Origin of the sequence: Rehaibacterium terrae, from assembly GCF_014202935.1 — a bacterium.
GTDB classification, from domain to species: Bacteria; Pseudomonadota; Gammaproteobacteria; order Xanthomonadales; family Xanthomonadaceae; genus Rehaibacterium; species Rehaibacterium terrae.
This window is the reverse complement of sequence record NZ_JACHHX010000016.1, coordinates 36,877-61,966: the sequence shown is the minus strand read 5'-3', so window position 1 is coordinate 61,966 and position 25,090 is coordinate 36,877. Positions and strand designations below refer to the sequence as shown.

Genomic DNA, 25,090 nt, shown 5'->3' with positions numbered 1-25,090 from the left:
TGGGCGAGGTGGGGAAGCGCGGCATCATCCCGGCACATGCGGGAATCGGGGCTTGGGCCGTCAGCGTCGCCCCGGATTCCGCTTCGCGTCAGCCGGGCCGCGCTACCTGTGCCGCACAGGCGATGCAGGGCCCGCCCGGGCATCAGCCGTCCTTCCGTGCGATCAACGAAATCACCTCGAAGTGCGGTGGGCGCTTCTCGCGCGTCACCACCTCGCAGACCCGCACGCTCAGTCCGGCCTTCTCGGCGTAGCGGCGCAGCTCGCGCGGCGTGAAGCCGAGGTTGACGTGCCCGTAGGGCTGCACCGCCGCCTTGTGCTCGTGCCGCGCCAGACAGGTGGCCAGTACGCGCCCGCCGGGCCGCAGCACGCGGGCGGCCTCGGCCACGGCCACGGCGGGCTTGTCGGCATAGGTGAGCGCGTGCATCAGCAGCACCAGGTCGAAGCGCGGCGTCTGGAAAGGCAGGGCATGCATGTCGCCCTCCTTCACCTCGACGTTGCGGTAGCGCTTGAGCCGTTCGCTGGCGGCCTGCACCACGCGCGGACTGGCGTCCACGCAGACCAGCGACTTGGCATGCGGTGCCAGCAGCTCGGCGGTGACGCCGTCGCCGGAGGCGACGTCGAGCACGTCGCCCGGCTCCAGCAGCGGCAGGGCCGAGCGTGCCAGCGCTTCCCAGGTGCGGCCGGGCGAGTAGTGCCGTTCCATGTCGCCGGCCACCGAGTCGGCCCAGTTCTGGTCCGCCGCGCGGGTGGCGAGAATCGCCGGCAGCCGCTCGGCGTCCTGGCGCAGCAGCGGATCGTCGGCGCCGGCGCTCAGTGCCTGCCACAGCGCGCGTTGCGCATGGTCCAGCTCGTTCTCGCAGAAGCGGTAATAGGCCGACACGCCGGCGCGGCGATCGCGCACCAGCCCGGCCTCCTTGAGCTTGGCCAGATGGGTGGAGACGCGCGGCTGCGCCAGCCGGGTGATGGCGGACAGTTCGGCGACGGTGAGCTCCTCGCGCTCCAGCAGCGCCAGCAGGCGCACGCGGGTGGCGTCGGACAGGACCCGCAGGCAGGACGACCAGGCTTCGAGGTCCACAATTTATCCCTTCATCGCGATCCAAAGATGCGTCGAAGTGTGGGCGCCGGCGCCGGGAGCGTCAAGGGGCGGCTCGCGATCCCGGCTCCACCGCACGAGCGGGTACAATCGCCGGGCTACCGTCCTTGCAGGAGACCCGAGCGTGGATTTCCAGTTCACCGAAGAGCAGCTGATGATCCAGGACATCGCGCGCCGCATCGCGCGCGAGAAGATCGCCCCGACCGCGGAACACTTCGACCGGACCGGCGAGTTCCCGATGGAGAACATCCGCCTGATGGGCGAGAACGGCCTGATGGGCATCGAGGTGCCGCACGAGTATGGCGGCGCCGGGCTGGACGCCATCGGCTACGTGCTGGCGATGATCGAGATCGCCGCCGCCGACTGCGCGCACTCGACCATCATGTCGGTGAACAACACGCTCTACTGCAATGGCCTGCTGAAGAACGGCAGTGAAGCGCAGAAGCGCAAGTACGTCACACCCATCGCCACCGGCGAGGCGATCGGCGCCTACGCGCTGACCGAGCCGCAGTCCGGTTCGGATGCCTCGGCGATGCGCACCCGCGCGGTGCTCTCGGCCGATGGCACACACTACGTGGTCAACGGCAAGAAGAGCTGGATCACCTCGGGCCCGGTGGCCAAGTACATCCTGCTGTTCGCGGTCACCGACCCGAGCAAGGGCGCCAAGGGCATCAGCGCGTTCATGGTCGATACCGAGCGCGAGGGCTTCCACCGCGGCAAGACCGAGCCCAAGCTCGGCATCCGCGCCTCGGCCACCTGCGAGATCGAGTTCACCGATTACAAGATCCCGGTCGAGGACCGCATCGGGCCTGAAGGGGAGGGCTTCAGGATCGCCATGAGCGTGCTCGACGCCGGTCGCATCGGCATCGCCGCGCAGGCGGTCGGCCTGGCCCGCGCCGCCTACGAGGCCTCGGTGGCCTATGTGAAGGAGCGCAAGAGCTTCGGTCAGCCGATCGGCAGCTTCCAGATGATCCAGGCCAAGATCGCCGACATGAAGTGCCGGCTCGACGCCGCCACCCTGCTGACGCTGAAGGCGGCCTGGGCCAAGCAGCAGGCGCTGATCACCGGCGCCCGTTTCAGCACCGAGGCATCGGTGGCCAAGCTGTTCGCCTCCGAGGCGGCCATGTTCATCACCCATCAGGCGGTGCAGATCCACGGTGGCATGGGCTACTCGAAGGAGATGCCGCTGGAGCGGTACTTCCGCGACGCCAAGATCACCGAGATCTACGAGGGCACCAGCGAGATCCAGCGTCTGGTCATCGCCCGCAACGAGACCGGCGTGCGCTGAGCCCGGCGCCAGCCTGAACCCCGACGAACCGACCCCCGGCCCCGCCTTGCGCGGGGCCGTTTTTCTTGGGGTTCGCGGTGGCCGGCGGTGGCGGGCGGGGCTACAATTTCACATTCTTCTAACAGGCCGCCGGATGTCGGCCGTGTCACCACATCCAACGCCATTCCCAATCCAACCCGACAGACGTGGACATGAGCGCCAAACCCGAGCCTCTCGCTGCGCACGCTTCCCTCGATGCCGTCATCGACATTCTCAAGGCCGAGCTGCCGGCCGCCCAGATCGAGGAGGCGCGGGCGTTCGTCCTGGCGTTCTACGCCCGACTCTCGGAGGAGGAGATCGCCGCACGGCCGGCGGCCGAGTGGGCGGCCATTGCGCGCGGCATGCTGGCGCAGGTGCGCGAGCACGCGCCGGGCAGCGCGCTGGTGCGCATCTTCAATCCGCACCTGGCCGAGCACGGTTGGGAGTCGACCCATACGGTGGTGCAGATCGTCAACGACGACATGCCCTTCCTGGTCGATTCGGTCAGCATGGCGCTGGCCGGGAAGGATGTGCAGATCCACGTCATCAACCATCCGGTGATTGCCGTCTCCCGCGACGAAGCCGGGCGGCTGGCCGCCATCGGCGAAGGTGAGCGCGTGTCGCTGATGCATATCGAGATCGACCGCCTGGTCGAACAGTCCGAGATGGATGCCATCGCCAACGCGATCCGCTCCGCGCTGGACGACGTGCGTGTGTGCGTGCGCGACTGGCAGGCCATGCGCCGAACCATGCGCGCCATCGCCGACGAGCTGCCTTCCCGCCCAATGCCGGTCGACGATGCCGGCCGCAGCGAGGCGCAGGAGTTCCTGCGCTGGGTGGCCGACGACCACTTCACCTTCCTCGGCTACCGCGAGTACGTGGTCGAGAAGCAGGGCGACGACGAGGTGCTGCGCGCGGTCGAAGGCACCGGGCTGGGCCTGCTGCGAGGCAGCCAGCGCATGCAGACCCCGCGTTCGCTCAAGAGCCTGGCCGCGCACTACATGCCGCAGTCGGGCTCGGTCGATGCGCTGATCCTGACCAAGACCAACTCGCGCTCGACGGTCCACCGCGCGGGCTACATGGATTACATCGGCATCCTGCAGTTCGACGAGAGCGGCCGTCCGATCGCCGAACAGCGCTTCATCGGCCTGTACACCTCCAGCGCCTACAACCGCCGCCCGTGGGACATCCCGCTGGTGCGCGGTCGCCACGACTATGTGCTGCAGACCTCCGGACTGCCGGCCAACAGCCACAGCTGGAAGGCGCTGCGCCACATCCTGGAGACGCTGCCGCGCGACGAGTTGTTCCAGTCCACGGAGGAGGAGCTCTATCGCACCTGCATGGGCATCCTCGGCCTGCAGGAGCGCGTGCGCACCAAACTGTTCCTGCGCCGCGACCGCTATGGTCGCTTCTTCTCGGCCCTGGTCTACATCCCGCGCGACCGCTTCAACACCACCGTGCGGCAGCGCATCGAGGCGCTGCTGAAGGAGTCGCTGCAGGGCGAGCGGCTCGATACGACCATCTCGGTCGGCGAGTCGCCGCTGGCGCAGCTGCACCTGACGATTCGCCCGCGCAGCGGCGCGCACGTGCAGTGCGACGTGCCGGAGCTGGAGGAGCGCGTCGCCCAGATCGTGCGCGACTGGCACGACGAGTTGCGCGAGTTGCTGATCAGGCGCCACGGCGAGAGCGATGGCCTGAAACTGGCCAACAGCTACGGCCGCGCGCTGCCCAGCGGCTACATCGAGGAGGTCACCCCCGAGGTCGCCGCCGCCGACGTCGAACACCTGGCCGCGCTCAAGGACGAGGACGACATCCGCCTGAGTCTGTACCGCTCCCGCCGCGACGGCGGCCTGCGCTTCAAGCTGTACCGCCGGAAGCGCGACATCCCGCTGTCGGATGCGCTGCCGATGATGGAGAACATGGGGCTGCGCATCCTCACCGAATACCCCTACGCGCTGAATGTCGGCGACACGCGCTTCCATATCCAGGACTTCGTGGTCGAGTCGATGCGTGGTGAGGTCGACGTCGAGTCGCTGGGCGCCCGCTTCGAGGAAGCCTTCGAGCGGATCTGGCGCGGCGAGGCCGAGAACGACGCCTTCAACCGCCTGATCCTGGCCGCCGGTCTCGACTGGCGCCAGGTGTCGATGCTGCGCGCCTACAGCAAGTTCCTGCAGCAGGCCAATGTGCCGTTCTCGCAGAGCTACATGGAAGAGACCGTGGCGCGCTACCCGCTGGTGGCACGGCTGCTGGTCGAGCTGTTCGAGGCGCGTTTCGATCCGTCGCGCGAGCAGGCCGCCGATCCGCGGGACGCCGAGGACCTGCGTCGCAGGACACAGCAGGCGCTGGAGGCGATCGTGCCGCAGGTTCAGGTCAAGTCGGTGGCGACGGTCATCGAACAGGTCGCCTACGCCCGCGCACTCGGGCGCGATGCCCAGGTCGACACCTGCCTGGACGCGCTGGCCATCCTGCTCGAAGGCGTGACCAGCCTCGACGAGGACCGCATCCTGCGCAGCTTCATGGGCCTGATCGAGGCCACCTTGCGCACCAGCTACTTCCAGCTGCACGACGGCAGGCCGCGCGACTACATCGCGTTCAAGTTCGATTCCAACGCCATTCCCGAGCTGCCCAAGCCGCGCCCGTACCGCGAGATCTTCGTCTGCTCGCCGCGGGTCGAGGGCGTGCATCTGCGCTTTGGTCCGGTGGCACGCGGCGGCCTGCGCTGGTCCGACCGGCGCGAGGATTTCCGTACCGAGGTGCTGGGCCTGGTCAAGGCGCAGATGGTGAAGAACACCGTCATCGTGCCGGTCGGTGCCAAGGGCGGCTTCTTCGTCAAGCGCCCGCCGCAGGACGGCGACCGCGACGCCGTGCTGGCCGAGGGCATCGCCTGCTACAAGAGCTTCATCAACGCCCTGCTCGACATCACCGACAATTACGCGCCCGACGGCAGCGTGGTGCATCCCGAGGGCGTGGTGCGCCGCGATGGCGACGATCCGTACCTGGTCGTCGCCGCCGACAAGGGTACGGCCACGTTCTCGGACATCGCCAACAAGATCTCCGAGGAGCACGGCTACTGGCTCGGCGACGCCTTCGCTTCCGGTGGCTCGGTCGGCTACGACCACAAGCGCATGGGCATCACCGCGCGCGGCGCATGGGAATCGGTCAAGCGCCATTTCCGCGCGCTCGGCGTGGACTGCCAGAGCGAGGACTTCACCGTGGTCGGCATCGGCGACATGTCCGGCGACGTGTTCGGCAACGGCATGCTGCTGTCGCGCCACATCCGCCTGGTCGCCGCCTTCGACCACCGTCACATCTTCATCGATCCGGATCCCGACGCGGCGACCAGCTACGCCGAGCGCGAGCGCCTGTTCAAGCTGCCGCGATCGAGCTGGGACGACTACGACAAGTCGCTGATTTCGAAGGGTGGCGGCGTCTGGCCGCGCTCGGCCAAGACCATCCCGCTCTCACCCGAAGCGCGCGAGGCGCTGGGCATCGCCGGCGAGGTCGAGCAAATGACCCCGGCCGAGCTGATGAGTGCCATTCTCAAGGCGCCGGTCGATCTGCTCTGGAACGGCGGCATCGGCACCTATGTCAAGGCCAGCACCGAGTCGCACGCGGAGGTCGGCGACCGTGCCAACAACGCGCTGCGCATCGACGGCCGGGAGCTGCGCTGCAAGGTCGTCGGCGAGGGCGGCAACCTCGGGCTGACCCAGCGCGGCCGCATCGAGGCCGCATTGCAGGCCGGCGTGCTGCTCAACACCGACTTCATCGACAACTCGGCCGGCGTGGACACCTCCGACCACGAGGTGAACATCAAGATCCTGCTCAACGCCGCCATGCAGCGCGGCGACCTGGACCTGGCGGCGCGCAACCGGCTGCTGGCCGACATGACCGACGAGGTCGCCGAGCTGGTGCTGATCGACAACTACCGCCAGAACCAGGCGATCAGCCTGATGGAGCGGATGAGCGTGGCGCGGCTCGGTTCCAAGCAGCACTTCATCCGCACCCTGGAGTCGCAGGGCCTGCTCGACCGCCAGCTGGAGGGCCTGCCCAGCGATGCCGAGTTCACCGACCGCAAGACCCGCGGCATCGGCCTGACCCGGCCGGAGCTGGCGGTGCTGCTGTCCTACGCCAAGCTGGTGATCTACCAGCAGCTGCTCGACTCGGACGTGCCGGAGGATCCGTACCTTTCCAGGGAACTGGTGCGCTATTTCCCGCAAGTGCTGCAGGAGCGCTTCGCCGACCTGATGGAAGAGCATCGTCTGCGCCGCGAGATCATCGCCACCGCAGTGACCAACTCGATGGTCAATCGCATGGGCGCCACCTTCATGCTGCGCATGCAGGAGGACACCGGTGAATCGCCGGCGCAGATCGCCAAGGCTTACAGCATCACCCGCGAAGTGCTCGACTCGCGCGCGATGTGGGCCGAGATCGATGCCCACGACCTCAAGGTACCGGAGAGCGCCCAGATCGACGCGCTGATGCGGATCTGGGGCCTGCAGCGGCATATGACCCGCTGGCTGCTCAACCGTCCGGGCCAGCGGCTGGACATCGCCGGCATGGTCGAGCGTCTCAAGCCCGGCCTGGACACCTTGCGCGAGCAGCTTCAGGAAGTGCTGCCGGGCGAGCTGAAGGCCGCCTTCGACGCCGACTGCGAGCAATGGGTCGCCCACGGTTTCCCGGCCGACCTGGCGGCCAGGCTGGCCGCGTTGCCCCATCTGGCTTCGGCGCTGGACATCATCGATGTCGCCGCCGCCGCAGGCCGCGAGGTGGTCGAAGTCGCGCGCGTCCACTTCGGTCTCGGCCAGGCGCTGCATCTGAAGTGGCTGCTGGAGAAGATCGAGGAGCTGCCGGTGGAGGGACGCTGGCATGCGCACGCCCGTGGCGTGCTGCGCGACGAACTGCATGCGCAGCAGACCGAGCTGGTCACCCAGGTGCTGGCCGCTGCCGGCGCCGACGAGGACGACCTGGTCGCCCGCTGGATGGAGCGCGACGATCCGGCGCTGAAGTTCACCCTCAACATGTTCGCCGACATGCGCAGCCAGCGCGCGATGGACTACCCGACCGTGCAGGTCGCGGTGCGCCGCCTCGCGCAGCTGGCCGCGGCCGGCGAACGCGGTTGAGTCCACCGCCCGAGCCGCGTCACAGGATGCGGCCCGGGGCACGGAAGGCCACCGGGTGTCTTTCCCGCGCCAGGCTGCGCTAAGCTTTGGCCGCCCTTCGACAAGGCGTGTCCGATGGCCCAGCCGCATCCCCGCATCGCCTTCCTCGCCAGCCGCACGCCCGAGGCGCAGGCCGCGTACGAATCGCTGGTCGCCGTCCACGGACAGCACGAGCCGGACGAGGCGGACGTGATCTGCGCGCTCGGCGGTGACGGCTTCATGCTGCAGACGCTCCACCGGCACGGCCCGCGCGGCAAGCCGGTGTTCGGCATGAAGCTGGGCAAGGTCGGCTTCCTGATGAACCAGTACCAGCCCGATGCGCTGCTGGAGCGCATCGCCGCCGCCGAGCCGGCGGTATTGCGGCCGCTGGAGATGATCGCCGTCACCGAGTCCGGCGCCAGTACCCATTCGCTGGCCTACAACGAGGTCTCGCTGCTGCGGCAGACGCGCCAGGCCGCGCACGTCCGCATCGAGCTCAACGGCCAGGTGCGGATGGAGGAGCTGGTCTGCGATGGCGTGATGGTCGCCACCCCGGCCGGCAGCACCGCCTACAACTACTCCGCGCACGGTCCGATCCTGCCGCTGGGCAGCAGCGTGATCGCACTGACCCCGATCGCCGCCTTCCGCCCACGCCGTTGGCGTGGCGCGATCCTGCGCGCCGACACCGAGGTCCGTTTCACGATCCTGGATCCGGACAAGCGTCCGGTCAGCGCCACCGCCGATTCGCACGAGGTGCGCGAAGTGGTCGAAGTGACCGTGCGCGAGTCGGAGCAGCACACCGTCACGCTGCTGTTCGATCCCGAGCACAATCTCGAAGAGCGCATCCTCAACGAGCAGTTCGTGACCTGAGATCCGCTGTGGGCGCGGTCACGGCCGCGAGCGCGGGCGCGGCAGCGTCGCCCGCCGCCGCGGCTGCCATGACCGTGCGGCGTCGCAGGCGCTGAGACGGCCGGCAGGGCAGAATACGCGCCATGAGCGAAGCGCCCTCCACCGCGACCAATCCCCTCGGCACCGCCGCCGCGCCCGACGTCGCCGGCGACAGGCTGGTGGTGGCCATCACCGCCCGCGCCCTGTTCGACCTGGAAGACAGTCACCGGCTGTTCGAGCGAAGCGGACTGGAGGCCTATGCCGAGTTCCAGCGCCGTCACGAGGACGACCCGCTGCAGCCGGGCATCGCCTTCCCGCTGGTCAGAAAGCTGCTGGCGCTGAACACCGCGGCGCCCGACGGCGCGCCACGGGTGGAGGTGATCCTGCTCTCGCGCAATTCCAGCGACACCGGCCTGCGCATCTTCAATTCGATCGAGCGCTACCGGCTGGACATCGTGCGCGCGGTGTTCACCAGCGGCGCGCCGGTGTATCCGTACATCAGGCCGTTCGGCGCGCATCTGTTCCTCTCGGCCAATCCCGAGTCGGTGCGTCATGCGCTGGAGCACGGCGTGGCTGCCGCCACCATCCTGCCGTCCAAGGCGCCGGAGAATTCGCACGACCAGGTGCGCATCGCTTTCGACGGCGACGCGGTGATCTTCAGCGACGAGTCCGAGCGGATCTCGCAGGAGCAGGGGCTGGCGGCGTTCCACGACCACGAGAGCAGCCGCGCGCTGGAGCCGCTCTCGGGCGGCCCGTTCAAGGGCTTCCTCGCCGCCCTGCACCGGCTGCAGGAGGCGTTCCCGGCCGGCGAGGGCGCCCCGATCCGCACGGCGCTGGTGACCGCGCGCTCGGCACCGGCCCACAAGCGGGTGATCCTGACCCTGCGCCAGTGGGGCGTGCGGCTGGACGAGGCGCTGTTCCTCGGTGGCCGCGACAAGGGCCCGTTCCTGAAGGCCTTCGGTGCCGACATCTTCTTCGACGACTCGCACCACAACACCGAGAGCGCCCGCCAGCACGTCGCCACCGGCCACGTGCCGCACGGCGTGTCCAACCGCTGAGCTGTGCGTGGAGCGGCTTCCGCCGCGACCGGGGAGGCGGGAAACGAGTGAGGAGGAATGAGGAGTGAGAGAACGACAAGGCTGCGGCCAGCCGATGCTTTCCCTCGTTTCTCACTTCTCTTCACTCATTTCTTGGCTATTGCGTTCGCGGCTTCCGTCGCTACTGCGGTGGCGGTGACGACACGGTGGCCGGCCGCGCGCGCAGCGCGTGGATCATCCACGCCACGGCGACCGCCGCCGCGCCGGCGAGGAAGGCCCACTCGCCACCGCCGCGCTCCCACATCAGCGCCGCCAGGCCGGCGCCAAGCACGCCGCCGACGCCAGAGCTGAAGCCGTACAGCAGGCTCTGGCCGGCGACCGCGCGGCGACCGGGAAAATACTCGGCGATCAGCCGCATGCAGCAGGCGTGGAACACGGCGAAGCCGAAGGCATGCGTGGCCTGCGCCAGCGCCATGATGGCGAACGAGTCGGCGTACAGCGCGGTGACCGTCCAGCGCAGCACGGTCACCGCCAGGCAGGCCGCGAGCAGGCGCGGTGCGCCGAAGCGCTCGATCAGCCGCGGCGCCTGCCAGAACAGCGCGATCTCGATCAGCACGCCGACCGCCCACAGCGCGCCGACCGCCACGCCGTCGTGGCCGTGCGCCTGCAGGTGCAGGGTGTAGAAGACGTAGAACGGCCCGAAGCCGACCTGCATCAGCAAGGCCACCAGCAGGAAGCGGCGCACGCCAGGCCGTTTCCACAGGTGGCCGGCATCGGCCATGCTCGGCGCGTGCCCGGGCGGTCGGTCGTGGCGGTGCGGGATCGCCGCGACCAGCATCGCCGCCAGCAGCGGCAGGGTGAGCCAGGGGAAGGCGGCGCTGCCGAAGCGGTCGAGCAGGACGCCGTAGCTGCCGGCGGCCAGCAGGAAGCCGACCGAGCCCCAGACGCGCAGCCGGCCGTATTCGGACACGCGCGGGCCGAGCGCGGTCAGCGTCATCGCCTCGAACTGCGGCATCAGCGCGTTGTAGAACAGCCCGAACAGCGCCATCACCGCGAACAGGCCCAAGGCGCTGTCGGTCACGGTGAAGGCGGCGAAGCACAGCAGGGTGAGCGCGCTGCCGGCGACGAACCAGCGGCCGGGCTGCGTACTGCGCTGCAACAGCGCGGTCCACAGCGGCGGCGCGAGGATGCGGCTGCCGTACCACAGCCCAAGCAGGGTGCCGATGACGTAGCCGCCGTGCCCGAGCGCATCCACCCAGCGGGCAAAGTAGGGCGTGTAGGCGCCGAGTGCGGCGTAGTAGCAGAGGTAGAAGAGGGCGAAGCGCCAGCGGGCGGTGGGCGGCATCGGCGGATTATGCCTGCGCGATGGTCGCGGGACGGGGTCAGAACTCCAGGTCGAGCGCGGCGCACAGGTAGTCGACCAGCGGCGCGGCGCCCTTGAAGGCTTCGGCGACGCTCTGGCGCAGCCTGGGCCCGGTCACTGTCGCATCGTCCAGATTTCGCCAGCAGACGAAGCTCTTGCGCTTGAGGTCCTCGATCAGCGGATGCTCGGCCGGATAGCCGCGCGGCGGGCGCGACAGCGATTCCCCACCCATCTGGAAGCGCTTGCGGAAGGCAGGCGCATGGACGGCCTGCTTCCATGCCTCCGGGTTTTCGACGATGAAATCGCGGATGCGTCGCAGCGTGATGGTTTCCGGATGCCACAGGCCGGCGCCGAGAAAGCAGTTGCCCGGCTGGATGTGCAGGTAGAACGAAGGCGCTTCGAGCTGTCGGCTGCGCTCGTGGAAGAAGCGCGCGCCGGCCCAGGTCTTGTAGGGCGTCTTGTCGTTGGCGAAGCGGGTGTCGCGGTGGATGCGGAACAGCGAACCGCCGACCGGCCTGGGATCGGCCCGGTAGTGCGGGCTGATCGCGGCGATGTCGGGTTGCAGCTCGCCGATCAGGCGCAGGAAGGGCTGGCGCAGGTGCGCCTCGTAGTCGGCCTTGTGCGCCTGGAACCACTCGCGGTGGTTGTGGCGGGCCAGTCCGCGCAGGAAGGCGAAGGTCTTGTCGGTGAAGTAGGCGGACATTGGCGGCGGCCACCGTCACAGGCTGCGCTGGAGGTCCAGCCCCCAGGACTGCAGGGCGTCCATCAGGGTCTGCACGCGGCCATCGTCGGGGCTGGCGGCGCGCAGTTCCGCGATCTCGGCGAAGTAGCTGTCGAAGGTGTGCTCGGAGAGGCCGAGGTCGGTGCTCAGGCGTCGGCGACGGTACTCGTCCCAGCGGGCGCGTTCGTCGGGTGTGAGCGTGTCCGGCCAGTTGCGCGCGCGGTAGCGGAACAGCAGCTCGGTGTAGCGCGGATCGACGAACGGGAAGGGCACCTGCCCGAGCGCCTCGGGCGGCGTGGTGCGCACCTTGACGAACAGGCGCCGGTCGCCATCGTCAGGGAAGCCGTCGTAGAGCGCGGCATCGACATCGTTGGCGGCCTCGCGCGGCGGTCGCGCGTACACGCGGCGCACTTTTTCCGCCAAGCCGTCCGCGCGGCGGATCAGTTCGGCACGGGCCAGGCAGGCTTCGCGGTCGATGCCCAGCCGCGCGAAGTCGGCGTCGCGCAGGTACTCCAGCGGTACGATCGCCGGGCTGCGGTTGAGGTGGATCTCCTTGAGCGGGATGCGCGACTCGCCCTCGGGCAGATCGGCGGTGGGTGTGTAGAGGCGGTCGGCGATGTCCTCGGCGGACAGGTCGATCAGCGCGTCCGGTTCGCTGTCGAGGTCGAACACGATCACCCGGTGGGGGATCGACGGATGCGGCGCGACCGGCACCACCAGCGCCGCGCAGCCGCGGGTGGCCGGGTACTTGCCGGAGATGTGCAGGAACGGGATCTGGCCGACCGCATCGACCAGCGCCGCCGCGCGGCGTTTGTCGCGCAGGCCGAGATAGTAGTCCCACAGCCGCGGCTGCGCGGCGCGCAGCTTGCGCGCCAGCCCGACCAGCGCCTGCACGTCGCTCAGCGCATCGTGGGCCTGGCCATGGGCAATGCCGTTGGCGGCGGTGAGGTGCTCGAGCTTGAAGCTCGGCGCGCCGTCCTCGCGGCGTGGCCATTCCATGCCATCCGGCCGCAATGCGAAGGCCAGCCGCATCAGGTCGAGCAGATCCCAGCGCGAGTTGCCGTTGCGCCACTCGCGCTCGTAGGGGTCGAAGAAGTTCCGGTACAGGGCATGGCGGATGAACTCGTCGTCGAAGCGCAGCGAGTTGTAGCCGACCGCGCAGGTGCCGGGCTGGACCAGCTCGTCATGGAGGCGGGCGACGAACTCGGCTTCGCGCAGCCCCTCGCGCAGCGCCTGCTGCGGGGTGATGCCGGTGACCAGGGTGGCGCCGGGCGAGGGCAGCAGGTCGTCGGCGGGGCGGCAGAACAGCACCAGCGGCTCGCCCACCGGATCGAGGTTCTCATCCGTGCGCAGACCGGCGAACTGGGCGATGCGGCTCTGCCGCGGGCTGCGGCCGAAGGTCTCGAGGTCGTACCAGTAGAAGCTGCCCATGCGTGGCGCGTCCCTGCAGGAGGCATTGAATGATGCGGCGAGCCGCGGCGGCTGTCACGGGCCGGCGGCTGCCGTGTCCGTTCCGCGGCCTGTCCTGCGGCTGGGCGGCTGCGGCTGATCCTGTGCTGTTCGATTCCGGACGGCCGGGCTGGCGCGGTGTTCGGAAAGGGACAGCCCAACCGCGGTCGACATTTCCCAAGCGGTTGATGAGAAAGGGATTGCCCGGGATTATTGATCAGAAGTCATGTGCTCTTGAAACCCGATCTGCCGCCCTCCCCACCTCCGGTTTCCCTGGACATGCTCTTGCAGGATCCCAGCCTCAAGAGGAGAGACCGAGATGTAGCGGGGTCAGCAGGCCACTGTCTGCAAAGCCCGATACCTGCACGGAATGCCAGGACGCAGGTCCGACAGGCACAAGCATGAAGGTCACGCGCACTTCCCTGGGAGGCCCGCCAGTCTGCCTTGTGCTGCTGCATCGTGAGGGATCGGGATGGGCAGGCGGGTGTCAGCAGAGGCCAGCGTAGCGGCACTGGCCAGGCTGCGAAGCGCTGAGTCTGCCGAGAGCGGAAAGGTGGCTGTCTCTTCCGTGTGGTCTGGACAGTCGTCCCGAAAGGGAGCTGGCGACAAAGCCGTCCGGGCCGGAAGTCCCGAGGGCGGTCGCGGCATCCGTAGGCCAATGGGCGATTAGTCCTCGGGACGTAAGCTCATCCCGCAAACGGGCAGGCAGAAACCGCCAGATACGTGATCCGTATGCCCGGTGGTGTGGGAGGACGGCGGGGGCGGCCCCGCCTCCTGCCCATCGATGCGGCGCCATCCCTCTGCCAACGGCGCCCCCAGCGACAGATGCGGGACGATGTGCCGGGCCGAGGTCTCGATCCACACGCCGAGCTTGAGCAAGTGCTCACACGAGGTGCCGACCTGCCAACGGGTGCATTGCTTGCCGCGTGCGCAGCCTCAGTTCCCGCGTCAGCACATGGGCCACCGCGCTGCTGAGCGTGCGCCGGTTCAGTTCTGCTTCTCGTCTGTCCCCGTGGCGTCCGGCGTGAGATCGCCGACCGTGACCGTGCCGACCGGCATGCCCCCCCAAATGCTGTCCTGCCACGCGAAGTAGTCCTTCGGCTGCCACAGCCGGTTCTGGTAGTACTCGTCGCCGGATACGCTGATGAAGCGACCATCTGGTCCGGGCACCAGCACCTGCAGCGCGCCGAGGGAGCCGACCCGGCTGCCGGTGGCCGCCCTGCGCCCTTTGGCCAGCAGCCTTTCCAGCCGGGGCTTGGCGACCTCGTCGCCGTACTCGGCGTACAGCCCGGAGCCGATGCGGATTGCCTCCTGCTGCTCGTCGGCATCGAGTGCAGCCCAGTAGCGCTCGCGCTTGGCGACCAGAAACGCGTAGCCGCGCTCGGCGGCAAGGTCCATCCACGCGTAGGCCTCGGCACGGCTGCGGCCGGGCAGAGCACCGTTCCAGATCAGCTCGGCGACTGCCGCCTGCGAGATCTTGTCGGCGTACTTCGCTGCCCGCATGAACGCAGTGGCGGCGCGTTGCGGCTCACCGTCGTCGAGCAGGCTCAGTCCTTCCAGGCGATAGCGGATGTCCGGGTGGTAGCGCAGAAAACTCTCGGTCAGCAGCTGCGCCTTGCGCAAGCGCTCGCCGTCCGAGGGGATGTCAGCGCTTGCTGGCGCCGCTGCAGCCAGCAGCACGACGAGCCCGAACAGCCAGCACGTCAGCAGCCAGTGCTCGCGGCGGACAGGAACGGGAGCGATTGCACGGCGCAACATGCAGTGGATCTGTTAGAAGGGACGATGCGCCGCGGGAGACGCGGCATGGCGATTCATCGATCCTATTTATCGGTTTGCACCGGGTCAACCATGTTGACGCTGGGCAACCGCGAGGACCGGCGCGGCTGCGTCGCCCGCATCGAATTGCCGCTCGGTTGAGGCCGCCGCTGCGAAAAAGCGTCAGAGCGGTGCGAGGCGCTCGCGTACCAGCCGGTCGGCGAGGGCCAGATCGACTTGCTCGATCCGTTCACAGTTGCGGGTGAGCTCGGCCAGCAGCTCGCGTTGCAGCAGGCCGCGCTCCAGTGCGGTGGCATAAGGCACGCGGCGGAAGGTGACCATCGTGTAACGCGGCACGAAACGGTCGGGATGGCGCTCGGCCAGGATGCGCTCCAGCTCGCGCTGCAACAGGTAGTCGGCGTCGTCGACGCGGTCGCGCATCTCGATGTAGTTGTCCAGCGCCATGCGCTGGATCGCCACGGCGTTGGGCCGGCGCTCGGCCTCGAAGGCGGCGAAGGCAGCAGCGAAGTCGTCCTGATGTCGCAGGTGCTCGGCCAACGCCACGCAGTCCTCGAAGGCGCAGTTCATGCCCTGGCCGTGGAACGGGACCATCGCGTGCGCCGCGTCGCCGATCAGTACGGCGCGGCCGTCGAGGTGCCAGCGGTCGAGGTAGAGCGTGCCGAGCTGGCCGGTGGGGTTGGCGACGAAGTCGTGCTCCAGGTCGGGAATCAGCGGCAGCGCGTCGGCGAAGTCGGCTTCGAACAGCGCGCGGGCCTCGGCCGCGCTGCGCACGGTGGCGAAGCTCGGGTGCGGCCCTTCGTTGGGCAGGAACAGGGTGACGGTGAAGGTGCGCTCGGAGTTGGGCAGGGCGATGCACATGTAGCCGCCGCGCGGCCAGATGTGCAGGGCGTTGGGCTCGATGCGGAAACCGCCGTCGTCGGCCGGCGGGATTTCCAGCTCCTTGTAGCCGTGGCCGAGCGGCTCGAAGCGCTCGCCGAGGTCGAGCACCCGGCCCAAGGCCTGGCGCACCGCCGAGCCGGCGCCGTCGGCGCCGACCAGCACGTCGAAGCCGAAGCAGGCGCGACTGCGGTCGTGGTCGTTCACCGCCTCGATGCAGCGGCGCTCGAAGTCCACCGACTCGATGCGCTGGTGGAAACGGATGCTCGCGCCGGCGGCCTCGGCGGCGTCGAGCAGGGTCAGGTTGAGCCGGCCGCGGTGCACCGACCAGATCACCTCGCTGTCGTCGCGACCATAGCGCTGCAACTGCTGCCGGCCGTCGGCAAAGTGCACCATCCGCCCGCGCATCATCACCGCCTGTGCCATTACCGCGTCGCGCAGTCCGGCCAGGCGCAGGCCGTGCAGGCCACGCTCGGCCAGCGCCAGGTTGATCGAGCGCCCGCCTTCGTAGCCCTTCACCCGCGGGTCGGGGCGGCGTTCGAGCACTTCCACTTTCCAGCCGTTGCGGGCCAGCAGGGTGGCGAGCAGGGCGCCGGCGAGGCCGGCACCGGCGATGGTGATGGAGCGGGGCGTGGTCATCGGGCGTCGCGCCAGCTTTCTACCGCGCGGACGAAGCGCAGCACGTCGATATGGCGGTTGTACAGCGGCGTGGGCGAGATGCGGATGACGTCCGGCTCGCGCCAGTCGCCGACGATGCCGTTGGCCATCAGGTATTCGAACAGCGCGCGGCCCCGTTCGCGGCCACCGGCGACGCGCAGCGAGAGCTGGCAGCCGCGGCGCTCGGGTTCGGACGGAGTGACGATGTGCAGCACGCGGTCGAGCCGCTCGCGGATCAGCATTTCCAGATAGCCGGTGAGTTGCTCGGACTTCTCGCGCAGCCGCGCCATGCCGGCGTCGTGGAAGATTTCCAGCGATACGCGCAACGGGGCCAGCGCGAGGATCGGCGGGTTGCTGAGCTGCCAGCCGTCGGCGCCGGGCGTGGGTACGAACTCGGGGCCCATGCGGAAGCGGGTGGCCTGGTCATGACCCCACCAGCCGGCGAAGCGCGGACGCCGGCTGTCGGCGTGACGGGCGTGCACGAAGCAGCCCGCGACCGCACCCGGGCCGGCGTTGAGGTACTTGTAGCTGCACCAGACGGCGAAATCGGCGCCACTGTCGTGCAGCGCCAGCGGCAGGTTGCCGACGCCGTGGGCGAGGTCGAAGCCGACGATGCAGCCCCGGGCATGGCCGAGGCGCACGACCTCGCGCAGGTCGAAGGCCTGGCCGGTGCGGTACTGCACCCCCGGCCACAGCACCAGTGCGATGCGGTGCCCGTGCTCGGCCAGCACGCGTTCGATGGCGGCCATGGAGAGGGTGCCATCCGGCTCGTCGCCCTCCAGCTCGATCAGGTCGGTGGCCGGATCGAAGCCGTGGAAGCGGATCTGCGATTCGACGGCATGGCGGTCCGAGGGGAACGCGCCGGCCTCGATCAGGATCGCCGGACGCTCGCGGGTCGGCCGGTAGAAGCTGACCATCATCAGGTGCAGGTTCACCGTCAGCGAGTTCATCGCCACCACTTCGCCCGGCTGCGCGCCGACCAGTTCGGCCAGGTGTTCGCGGACGAACCCGTGGTAAGGCATCCACGGGTGGCGGCCGCGGAAGTGCGCCTCGACGGCGTGTTCGGCCCAGGCGTCGAGCTCCTCCAGCAATGCGGCGCGGGTGGCCTTGGGCTGCAGGCCGAGCGAATTGCCGCAGAAGTAGAGCTGGTCACCGTCGCCGTGGCGCGGGATCAGGAAGCGGTCGCGGAAGCCACGCAGCGGGTCGGCGGCATCCAGGGCCAGGGCGTGGGCTTCGGAGTAGGGCGCGGTCATGCAGTGGGCCTCATTCGAAGCGCGACTTGCTCAGGCCCAGCCATTCCAGCGCGGTGCCGTGGTAGAGCCGCGCCTGTTCGGCTTCGCTCAGGCCGAGCCGGGCGATGCAGCTGCCCGGTTCCTGCTCGCCGAGCGGAAAGGGGTAGTCGGTGCCCAGCATCACCGTGTCCACGCCGGCGACGTCGAGCAGGTAGCGCAGCGCGCGGTCGTCGTGCACGCAGGAGTCGAAGTAGATGCGGCCGAAGTATTCGCGCGGGTTGCGCGGGTTGTCGGTGGCGACCAGGTCCGGACGCATCCTGAAGCCGTGCTCGATACGGCCGATGGTGTAGGGGAAGCTGCCGCCGCCATGGGCAAAGCACACCCGCAGCTTCGGAAAGCGCTCGAGTACCCCGCCGAAGATCAGTGCGCAGGCGGCGCGCGCCTGTTCGGCCGGCATCCCGACCAGCCACGGCATCCAGTACTTGGGCATGCTCGCCGCACCCATCATGTCCCAGGGGTGGATCAGGATCGCGGCGCCGAGGTCCTGTGCGGCTTCGAAGAACGGCAGCAGCTCGGGGGCGTCGAGGTTCCAGTCGTTGACGTGCGAACCGATCTGCACGCCCTGCAGGCCGAGCTGGTCCATGCAGCGCTCCAGCTCCTGCACGGCCAGCCGCGGCGACTGCAGCGGCACGGTGCCGATGCCGGCGTAGTGCCTGGGGTGAGCACGGCAGGTCTCGGCCATGTGGTCGTTGAGCGCCTGGTGCAGCTCCAGCGCCTGGTGCGGCGCCGCCCAGTAGCTGAACATCACCGGCACGGTGGAGATCACCTGCACCTGCACGCCGAAGCGTGCGTAGTCGGCGATGCGCAGCGCCGGATCCCAGGTCTTGGGCCAGATCTCGCGGAAGAACTTGCCGTCCTTGTAGATCCGCGAGCGGCCGTCGTCGGCGTGATGGATGACCGCGAAGCGGTTGTCGCCGTACTTGGTGGCGAGATCCGGCCAGTGCTGCGGCAGATAGTGGGCGTGGGTGTCGATTTTCAGCATGGGCCGGGATTGTAGTGGCGTTTCTCTCGTGCGGCAGCGGCATCCGCCGCGACCGGACACACACCGGGCCCGCGTTCGCGGCTCACGCCGTCAGCCCACGGCAGGCGGGTGCGTCGTGCCTGCAGGCGCATCAGGAATATTTCGCGGGCGCCGGATTGAGGTGCCCGCAGGCCTTGCAGGTGCGGTGCTCGACGGAGCGGTAGAAGCGCTCGAACACGGGCGGGAAGTCGTGCTCGATGCTCTGCAGCACGAAGTACTCCTCGTACAGCTTGTGGTTGCAGCGCTCGCAGTACCACAGCAGGCCGTCGCGTTCGCCGGGCAGTCGCCGGCGTTCGATCACCAGCCCGATCGAGCCGGCCATGCGTTGTGGCGAGTGCGGTACCCTCGGCGGCAGGTAGAACACTTCGCCGGCGCGGATCGGGATGTCGCGTACCTGTCCATCCTCCTGCACCTTGAGCACCATCTCGCCCTCGATCTGGTAGAAGAACTCCGGCCCTTCGTCGTAGTGGTAGTCGGTGCGCTGGTTGGGGCCGCCGACCACCATCACGATGAAGTCGCCGTCGACGATGCACTTGTTGCCGACCGGCGGCTTGAGCAGATGGCGGTGCTCGTCGATCCATTGCCGGAAATCGATGGGTGGAGTCAGGCGCATGATGGGCTCCCGCCGGCCTCAGCCGGCCAGCCAGTGGGCGAAGCCGGCATACAGCGGAATGCCGATGCCGAGGTTGAAGGGGAAGGTCAGGCCGAGCGCGGCGGTGATGCAGCGGCCGGCGTTGGCGTCGGGCAGGCCGGCGCGCACGGCGGCCGGCGCGGCGATGTAGGAGGCGCTCGACAGCATCGCACCGAACACCGCCGCACCCGCCGCCGACAGCCCGCAGGCATGCGCCAGCAGCACGCCGGCCAAACCGTGCAGCAGCGGTACGCCGGTCGCGTACAGGCCGAGTTTCCACCAGTCGCGACGCAGCTCGGCGAGGCGGTTGGCGGCCACCATGCCCATGTCGATCATGAACAGCATCAGCACGCCCTGGAACAGGGCGAAGTACATCGCGTCCACCGCCTTGATCCCGCCCGGGCCGGAGATCACGCCGATCGCCAGGCCGCCGACCAGCAGCAGGCAGGTCTTGCCGGTGAACACCTCGCGCAAGGTGTGGTGCTCGGGATGGATGCGGCGGTCCTCGCCGCGGTGTGCCAGCCACAGCCCGACCAGCAGCGCCGGCACTTCCAGCGCCACCACCAGCGCCACCAGCACGCCTTCGGCCGGGGTGCCGGCGCGTTCGACGAACTGGTTGGCGGCGATGAAGGTCACCGCCGACACCGAGCCGTAGTGTGCGGCCAGTGCGCCGGCCTCGCGGCGGTCGTCGCCGAGCGCGATCCGGGCCAGTGCATAGGCGCTGAAGGTGGTGGCGATGCCGGCGGCGATGGTCATCGCCAGCAGCAGCAGCAGGTTGCCCGGATCCTGGCCGCGCAGCGCCACGCCACCCTTCAGGCCGATGGCGAGCAGCAGGAAGATCGACAGGTAGACCTGGATCTGCGGCGGGATCGCCAGATCGCTGCGTACGGCGCGGGCCAGCAGGCCGAGGCCGAAGGCCAGCACCACCGGCGAGGAGAGGTTGGTCAGCAGCAGGTCCATGGCGACGTCAGGGCAGGTGGGCGATGCATTTGAGTTCGATGGCGATCGGTGTCGGCAGCGCGTCGATGCCGAGCGTGGTGCGGCAGGGCGCGGTCGCCGGGTCGGGGAAGTGCTCGGCCCACAGCGCGTTGTAGGTTTTGAAGTCGCGCGCCATGTCGGTGAGGTAGACGGTGACGTCGACCAGATCTTCCCAGCGCGCGCCGCTGGCCTCCAGCACGGCGCGGACGTTGGCGAACACCGAGCGGGTCTGCGCGGCGATGTCGTAGCCGACCAGCCTGCCGTCGGTGTCGTATTCGTTGCCGGGGATGGCGTCACTGCCCGGCGTGCGCGGGCCGATGCCGGACAGGAACAGCAGATTGCCGACGCGGCGGGCGTGCGGGTAGGCGCCCACGGGGCTGGGTGCCTTGTCGGTGTGGATGATGTCGCTCATGGCGGTTCAGGGCTCGCAGGGGGACGCGACGGCGCGATGCGCGCCGCCGCGGATCGATTCGATGGCGCTGGCGTAGGCCGGGGCGAGGTCGTCGGGACTGTCGACGCCGAAACCAAGCTCGCGGATGCGGCCGTCGTGCAGGCCGTAGATCCAGCCGTGCACGGACAGCGGCTGGCCGCGCGACCAGGCGTCCTGCACCACGGTGCTCTGGCAGACGTTGACCACCTGCTCGATCACGTTCAGCTCGCACAGGCGGGCATGGCGCAGCGACTCGGACTCGACGCCGGTGAGCAGGTCGGCGTGCCTGTTGGCCACATCGCCGACGTGGCGCAGCCAGTTGTCGGCCAGCCCGATCCGGGTGCCGGCCATCGCCGCGTGCACGCCGGAGCAGCCGTAGTGACCGCAGACGATGATGTGCCCGACCCGGAGCAGGTCCACGGCGAACTGCATCACCGACAGCGCGTTGAGGTCGGCGTGCACCACCACGTTGGCGATGTTGCGGTGGACGAACACTTCACCCGGCTGCAGGCCGGTGACCTGGTTGGCCGGCACGCGCGAATCCGAACAGCCGATCCACAGGTACCTTGGCGCCTGCTGCCGCGACAGCCGCTCGAAGAAGCCGGGGTCTTCGGCGCGGACGCGCTCGGCCCACGCCTGGTTGTTTTCCAGGAGTTCCTTGAGCTGGCTCATCCGATGTCCAGGCAGACGTTCTTGGGTTCGGTGAAGAAGCGCATCGCCTCCAGCCCGCCCTCGCGGCCCAGGCCGGACTGGCCGACGCCGCCGAACGGCGTGCGCAGGTCGCGCATCAGCCAGGTGTTGATCCAGACGATGCCGGCCCGGATGCGGGCGGCGAGGCGATGGGCGCGATTGAGGTCGGCGGTCCACAGGCTCGCGGCCAAACCGTATGGCGTGGCGTTGGCGAGCGCCAGCGCCTCGTCCTCGCCGTCGAAGGGTTGCAGGGTCACCACCGGGCCGAAGATCTCCTCGCGGTTGGTGCGGCAGTCGGGGCCGAGACCCTCGACGACGGTCGGCGCGACGAACCAGCCGTCGGCGCAGCGTCCCGTGAGCTTGACCGGCTCGCCGCCGCAGAGGATGCGCCCGCCTTCCGCGCGGGCGACATCGAGGCACTGCATCACCTTGTCGAAATGCGCCTGCGACACCAGCGGCCCCATGCCGGTGGCCGGGTCCCGCGGATCGCCGACGCGCAGCGCCCGCGCGCGCTCGACGAAGGCATCGCGGAACTGCTCGTAGAAGCGGCGCTCGATCAGGATGCGCGAGCCGCACAGGCAGATCTGGCCGGCGTTCTGGAAGGCCGAGCGGAGCACGGTGTCGAGCAGCCTGTCGCGAGGGGCATCGGCGAAGATCAGGGTCGGATTCTTCCCGCCCAGTTCCAGCGAGACCTTCTTCAGCGCCGGTCCGCAGTGGGCGGCGATGCCGCGGCCGACCGCGGTGCTGCCGGTGAAGGAGACCGCCGCGATGCCCGGATGCTCGACCAGTGCCTGCCCGGCCTTCGGGCCGAGGCCGTGGACGATGTTGAGCACGCCGGCCGGGAAGCCGACTTCGCGCGCCAGCTCGCCCAGCATCCACGCCGTCACCGGGGTGATCTCGCTGGGTTTGCCGACCACGCAGTTGCCGGCCGCCAGCGCGGGCGCGATCTTCCAGGTGAACAGGTAGAGCGGCAGGTTCCAGGGCGAGATGCCGCCGACCACGCCCAGCGGTTGGCGCAGGGTGTAGTTGAGGCCGGCCTGGCCGTGATGGCACTCACTGGCGAACTGCGTGGCCGCGGCGGCGAAGAAGCGCAGGTTGCTGACCGCGCGCGGGATCTCGACTTCGCGGGCGAGCCGCAGCGGCTTGCCGCCGTCGCGCGACTCGGCCTCGGCGAAGTCGTCGATCCGTGCCTCCAGCGCGTCGGCGAGCCGATGCAGCCAGGCGGCGCGCCCGCTGGCGGGCAGGGCCGACCAGGCGGGGAAGGCCTGCGCGGCGGCGGTGACGGCCGCTTCGACATCGCGCGCGTCGCCGTCCGGAACCTCGGCGAAGACCCGGCCGGTGGCGGGTTCGTGGACGGGCAGCCAGGCAGCGGAGGCCGGCGGGCGGGCGAGGCCACCGATGTGGTGCATCAGGCGCAGGGTCATCCGGCAAGCTTAACCGTCGGGCCGTCCGTACGGACAGGTTTTGCCGGGCAGGTGCCGGTGCCCGGCATGCGTGGCGCGCGGTTTGTGTCGTCCGGCTACAGCGAGCGGGTGCGGCCGCCGTCGACGGGCAGGTTGACGCCGTTGATGTAGGCCGCGGCCGGCGAGCACAGGAAGGCGATGGCGGCGGCGGTCTCCTCCGGCCTGCCGAAACGGCCCGCGGGCACGCCGGCCAGCATGGCCTGGGCGATGGCGTCTTCGCTCTTGCCGCTGGTCTGGGCATTGGCGGCGATCAGGCTGGCCAGACGCCCGGTTTCGGTGAAGCCGGGCAGCACGTTGTTGACGGTGATGCCGAACGGCGCCAGCTCGCTGGCCAGCGTCTTGGCCCAGCTCGCGACCGCGCCGCGCACGGTGTTGGAAACGCCGAGGTTGGCGATCGGCTCCTTCACCGAGGTCGAGATCACGTTGACCAGACGGCCGTAGCCGGCGGTCTTCATGCCCCCGAGCACGGCCTGCAGCATCACCTGGCCGCCGATCAGGTGGCGGCGGAAGGCCGCCAGATAGGCTTCGGTGTCGGCGCGGTGCGCCGGACCACCCGGCGGGCCGGCACTGTTGTTGATGAGGATCTGCACCGGGTCGGTGGCGACCAGCGCCTCGACCTTGGCCTTGAGCGCGGCGGTGTCGTCCATGTCCACGGCGATCCAGCCGTGGCGCTGGGTCGGGTACGGGCGTGGCAGTGCGTCGACGACTTCGCGCAGTGTATCTTGGCGGCGTGCCAGCACGGTGACATCGGCGCCGAGCAGCGCCAGCTCGTGCGCCGTGGCGCGGCCGATGCCTTCGGACGCGCCGCAGACCAGGGCATGCTTGCCGGTGAGGTCGAGATCCATCGTCTTACTCCGTGGTACGCCGCGCCAGCCGGTCGAGCATCAGGGCGGCGACCTGCCGCGGATTATCGCCCGGCAATGCCTGCAGGGCGGCGGCCGCGTTGCGGACATTGGCTTCCGGGTGGTTCTGGTTGAGCTTGAACTTGAGCTCGATGCGCTCGGCGCGGAAGCGGAAGCCGACGATGCCGCGCAGCTGCGAGACATGGTCTGGGCGATCGTGCTCGAAGCGCCAGCCGCTGCCGACGAGAGTCTCGAAGCGCAGGCTCAACCGGTCTACCAGATCGGCCAGCGCGGTGCTGTCGTCGAAAGTCTCCAGCGTGCCGTACAGGTGCGCGACGGCGTAGTTCCAGGTCGGCACGCGCGGCAGGTCCTTCTTGTCCGGATACCAGCCCGGTGAGATGTAGGCGTGCGGGCCGTGGACGATGGCCAGCGCCGGGCCGGCGTGCTGGGCCTGCGGGTTGGGGCGGGCCCAGTGCCCTTCGAGCAGCACCTGGTCGCCCGCGCGCCGGTACAGCACTGGCAGGTGGCTGGCGAAGGGCAGGCCGTCGCTGCCGCTGGTGATCAGGCTGACGAAGGGGTCGCGTTCGACCAGCCGGTCGAGTCCGGCGAGGTCGGCTTCGGCGAAGGCGCGGGGCATGTACATCGGCGCGGGCCGGGGCGTGTCAGTGCTTGCGCGGTGGGGTCTGGACCATCAGTTCGCGCAGGGCCTCGTCGCTCTCGGCCTGCGGTGGCGAGACGGTGGCGAGGTCAAAGCCCAGCGCGCGGGCGTCGTCCTCGTCCAGTCCGTCGTAGGCGAAGAAGTCGGCATCCAGCAGCGCCGCGTGGGCGCTGTCCTGGCTGTCGTAGGTCAGGGTGTTGCCGTCGCAGTCGAAGACCTCGGCCGTGCCGCTGTCGAGCACGCGCAGGCGCGCCCAGACCAGCGTCGTGCCCAGCGAGGCCACCCACCATTGATCGTTCATCGTGTCTCTCGGGTCTGTGTCAGTGACGCCGGCGCCCCCGCAATGCCGGGCCGGGGATGGCGGACAAGCATCGCAGCATCGCCATCCGCGTGAAAGCGGGGGCGCCTGAGATACGAGTTTGCGGGCAAGTCCCGCGATTCCCGCTGTCGCGGGGATGACGTTTCTGAAACGCTCTTTCCCGAGTCCAGGACCTCAAACCGCCCGCCACACCAGCCAGGCCAGCACGCCGGCGGCGCCCAGCAGGCAGGTGGCGAGCAGCCAGCGTGCCGGCGTCGCCAGCGTCGGCAATACCGGGTCGCCGTGGTAGCGGTAGCGCGCCGCGAGGATCCAGCGCAGGAAGGCCGGATCGAAGGCCGACTCGCCGACCACTCGCTGCCGGTCCTGCAGGTGGCGGTAGGTGAGCGGCCCGAAGATGGCGTAACCGCTCAGTCCGGAGATGGCCAGGGCCAGGGCGATCAGCAGCCAGAGCAGTTCCGCCAT

21 protein-coding genes are annotated in these 25,090 nt (G+C 69.4%); 4 read left to right on the top strand and 17 right to left on the bottom strand.

Annotated elements, in window-relative coordinates:
• Positions 1-142: 142 nt before the first annotated feature.
• Positions 143-1,075: a metalloregulator ArsR/SmtB family transcription factor gene (locus HNQ58_RS10760; RefSeq protein ID WP_183948928.1), complete on the bottom strand. Its 933-nt coding sequence runs from the start codon at positions 1,073-1,075 to the stop codon at positions 143-145.
• Between the two features lie 142 nt (positions 1,076-1,217).
• Here HNQ58_RS10760 and HNQ58_RS10755 point away from each other — a divergent pair, with 142 nt between their 5' ends.
• The 4 genes from HNQ58_RS10755 to HNQ58_RS10740 all read left to right on the top strand — a co-directional run bounded on the left by HNQ58_RS10755 (position 1,218) and on the right by HNQ58_RS10740 (position 9,483).
• Entirely contained in the window at positions 1,218-2,381 is a 1,164-nt protein-coding gene (locus tag HNQ58_RS10755; protein WP_183948927.1) for an acyl-CoA dehydrogenase family protein, read from the top strand.
• 191 nt (positions 2,382-2,572) lie between these two features.
• Positions 2,573-7,519, top strand: a complete 4,947-nt coding sequence (locus tag HNQ58_RS10750) for an NAD-glutamate dehydrogenase (protein WP_183948926.1) — start codon at positions 2,573-2,575, stop codon at positions 7,517-7,519.
• Positions 7,520-7,633: 114 nt separating this feature from the next.
• Complete coding sequence (locus HNQ58_RS10745) at positions 7,634-8,407, top strand: NAD kinase (protein WP_183948925.1); 774 nt, start codon at positions 7,634-7,636, stop codon at positions 8,405-8,407.
• Between the two features lie 194 nt (positions 8,408-8,601).
• Positions 8,602-9,483, top strand: coding sequence for a 5'-nucleotidase (locus HNQ58_RS10740; protein WP_246417310.1), 882 nt, complete (start codon positions 8,602-8,604; stop codon positions 9,481-9,483).
• A gap of 160 nt (positions 9,484-9,643) precedes the next feature.
• On the opposite strand, the gene HNQ58_RS10735 is transcribed toward HNQ58_RS10740, so the two are convergent.
• The 16 genes from HNQ58_RS10735 to HNQ58_RS10660 all read right to left on the bottom strand — a co-directional run bounded on the left by HNQ58_RS10735 (position 9,644) and on the right by HNQ58_RS10660 (position 25,090).
• Positions 9,644-10,807 (bottom strand): MFS transporter, encoded by a 1,164-nt coding sequence (locus HNQ58_RS10735; RefSeq protein ID WP_183948923.1) that lies wholly within the window; start codon positions 10,805-10,807, stop codon positions 9,644-9,646.
• A gap of 37 nt (positions 10,808-10,844) precedes the next feature.
• Positions 10,845-11,528, bottom strand: a complete 684-nt coding sequence (locus HNQ58_RS10730; protein WP_183948922.1) for a DUF2461 domain-containing protein — start codon at positions 11,526-11,528, stop codon at positions 10,845-10,847.
• Positions 11,529-11,543: 15 nt separating this feature from the next.
• Positions 11,544-12,977: an exodeoxyribonuclease I gene (gene sbcB, locus HNQ58_RS10725; protein ID WP_183948921.1), complete on the bottom strand. Its 1,434-nt coding sequence runs from the start codon at positions 12,975-12,977 to the stop codon at positions 11,544-11,546.
• Between the two features lie 1,005 nt (positions 12,978-13,982).
• Complete coding sequence (locus tag HNQ58_RS10720; protein WP_183948920.1) at positions 13,983-14,753, bottom strand: SEL1-like repeat protein; 771 nt, start codon at positions 14,751-14,753, stop codon at positions 13,983-13,985.
• A 180-nt stretch (positions 14,754-14,933) separates the two neighbouring features.
• Entirely contained in the window at positions 14,934-16,286 is a 1,353-nt protein-coding gene (locus HNQ58_RS10715) for an FAD-dependent oxidoreductase (protein ID WP_183948919.1), read from the bottom strand.
• A complete protein-coding gene (kynU, locus tag HNQ58_RS10710; protein WP_183948918.1) occupies positions 16,283-17,557 on the bottom strand; it encodes a kynureninase in 1,275 nt (424 codons plus the stop codon). Before kynU ends, HNQ58_RS10715 begins: the two co-directional genes overlap by 4 nt.
• 10 nt (positions 17,558-17,567) lie before the next feature.
• Positions 17,568-18,578, bottom strand: coding sequence for an amidohydrolase family protein (locus HNQ58_RS10705; RefSeq protein WP_183948917.1), 1,011 nt, complete (start codon positions 18,576-18,578; stop codon positions 17,568-17,570).
• A 130-nt stretch (positions 18,579-18,708) separates the two neighbouring features.
• Positions 18,709-19,230 carry a 3-hydroxyanthranilate 3,4-dioxygenase gene (locus HNQ58_RS10700; RefSeq protein WP_183948916.1) on the bottom strand — a complete coding sequence of 174 codons (522 nt, stop codon included), beginning with the start codon at positions 19,228-19,230 and terminating at the stop codon, positions 18,709-18,711.
• Positions 19,231-19,248: 18 nt separating this feature from the next.
• Positions 19,249-20,208: a sodium-dependent bicarbonate transport family permease gene (locus tag HNQ58_RS10695; protein WP_183948915.1), complete on the bottom strand. Its 960-nt coding sequence runs from the start codon at positions 20,206-20,208 to the stop codon at positions 19,249-19,251.
• Positions 20,209-20,215: 7 nt separating this feature from the next.
• Positions 20,216-20,638 carry a RidA family protein gene (locus tag HNQ58_RS10690; RefSeq protein ID WP_183948914.1) on the bottom strand — a complete coding sequence of 141 codons (423 nt, stop codon included), beginning with the start codon at positions 20,636-20,638 and terminating at the stop codon, positions 20,216-20,218.
• A 6-nt stretch (positions 20,639-20,644) separates the two neighbouring features.
• On the bottom strand, positions 20,645-21,328 hold the full coding sequence (gene can, locus HNQ58_RS10685) for a carbonate dehydratase (protein ID WP_183948913.1): 684 nt from the start codon (positions 21,326-21,328) through the stop codon (positions 20,645-20,647).
• Positions 21,325-22,770, bottom strand: coding sequence for an aldehyde dehydrogenase (locus tag HNQ58_RS10680; RefSeq protein WP_183948912.1), 1,446 nt, complete (start codon positions 22,768-22,770; stop codon positions 21,325-21,327). Before HNQ58_RS10680 ends, can begins: the two co-directional genes overlap by 4 nt.
• A gap of 95 nt (positions 22,771-22,865) precedes the next feature.
• The gene (locus HNQ58_RS10675; RefSeq protein WP_183948911.1) at positions 22,866-23,654 is read right to left on the bottom strand and encodes an SDR family oxidoreductase; all 789 of its coding nucleotides are present in this window, start codon (positions 23,652-23,654) and stop codon (positions 22,866-22,868) included.
• Between the two features lie 4 nt (positions 23,655-23,658).
• The gene (locus tag HNQ58_RS10670; protein WP_183948910.1) at positions 23,659-24,294 is read right to left on the bottom strand and encodes an FMN-binding negative transcriptional regulator; all 636 of its coding nucleotides are present in this window, start codon (positions 24,292-24,294) and stop codon (positions 23,659-23,661) included.
• 19 nt (positions 24,295-24,313) lie between these two features.
• Positions 24,314-24,610, bottom strand: a complete 297-nt coding sequence (locus HNQ58_RS10665) for a hypothetical protein (RefSeq protein WP_183948909.1) — start codon at positions 24,608-24,610, stop codon at positions 24,314-24,316.
• 192 nt (positions 24,611-24,802) lie between these two features.
• Positions 24,803-25,090 carry a hypothetical protein gene (locus HNQ58_RS10660; protein WP_183948908.1) on the bottom strand — a complete coding sequence of 96 codons (288 nt, stop codon included), beginning with the start codon at positions 25,088-25,090 and terminating at the stop codon, positions 24,803-24,805.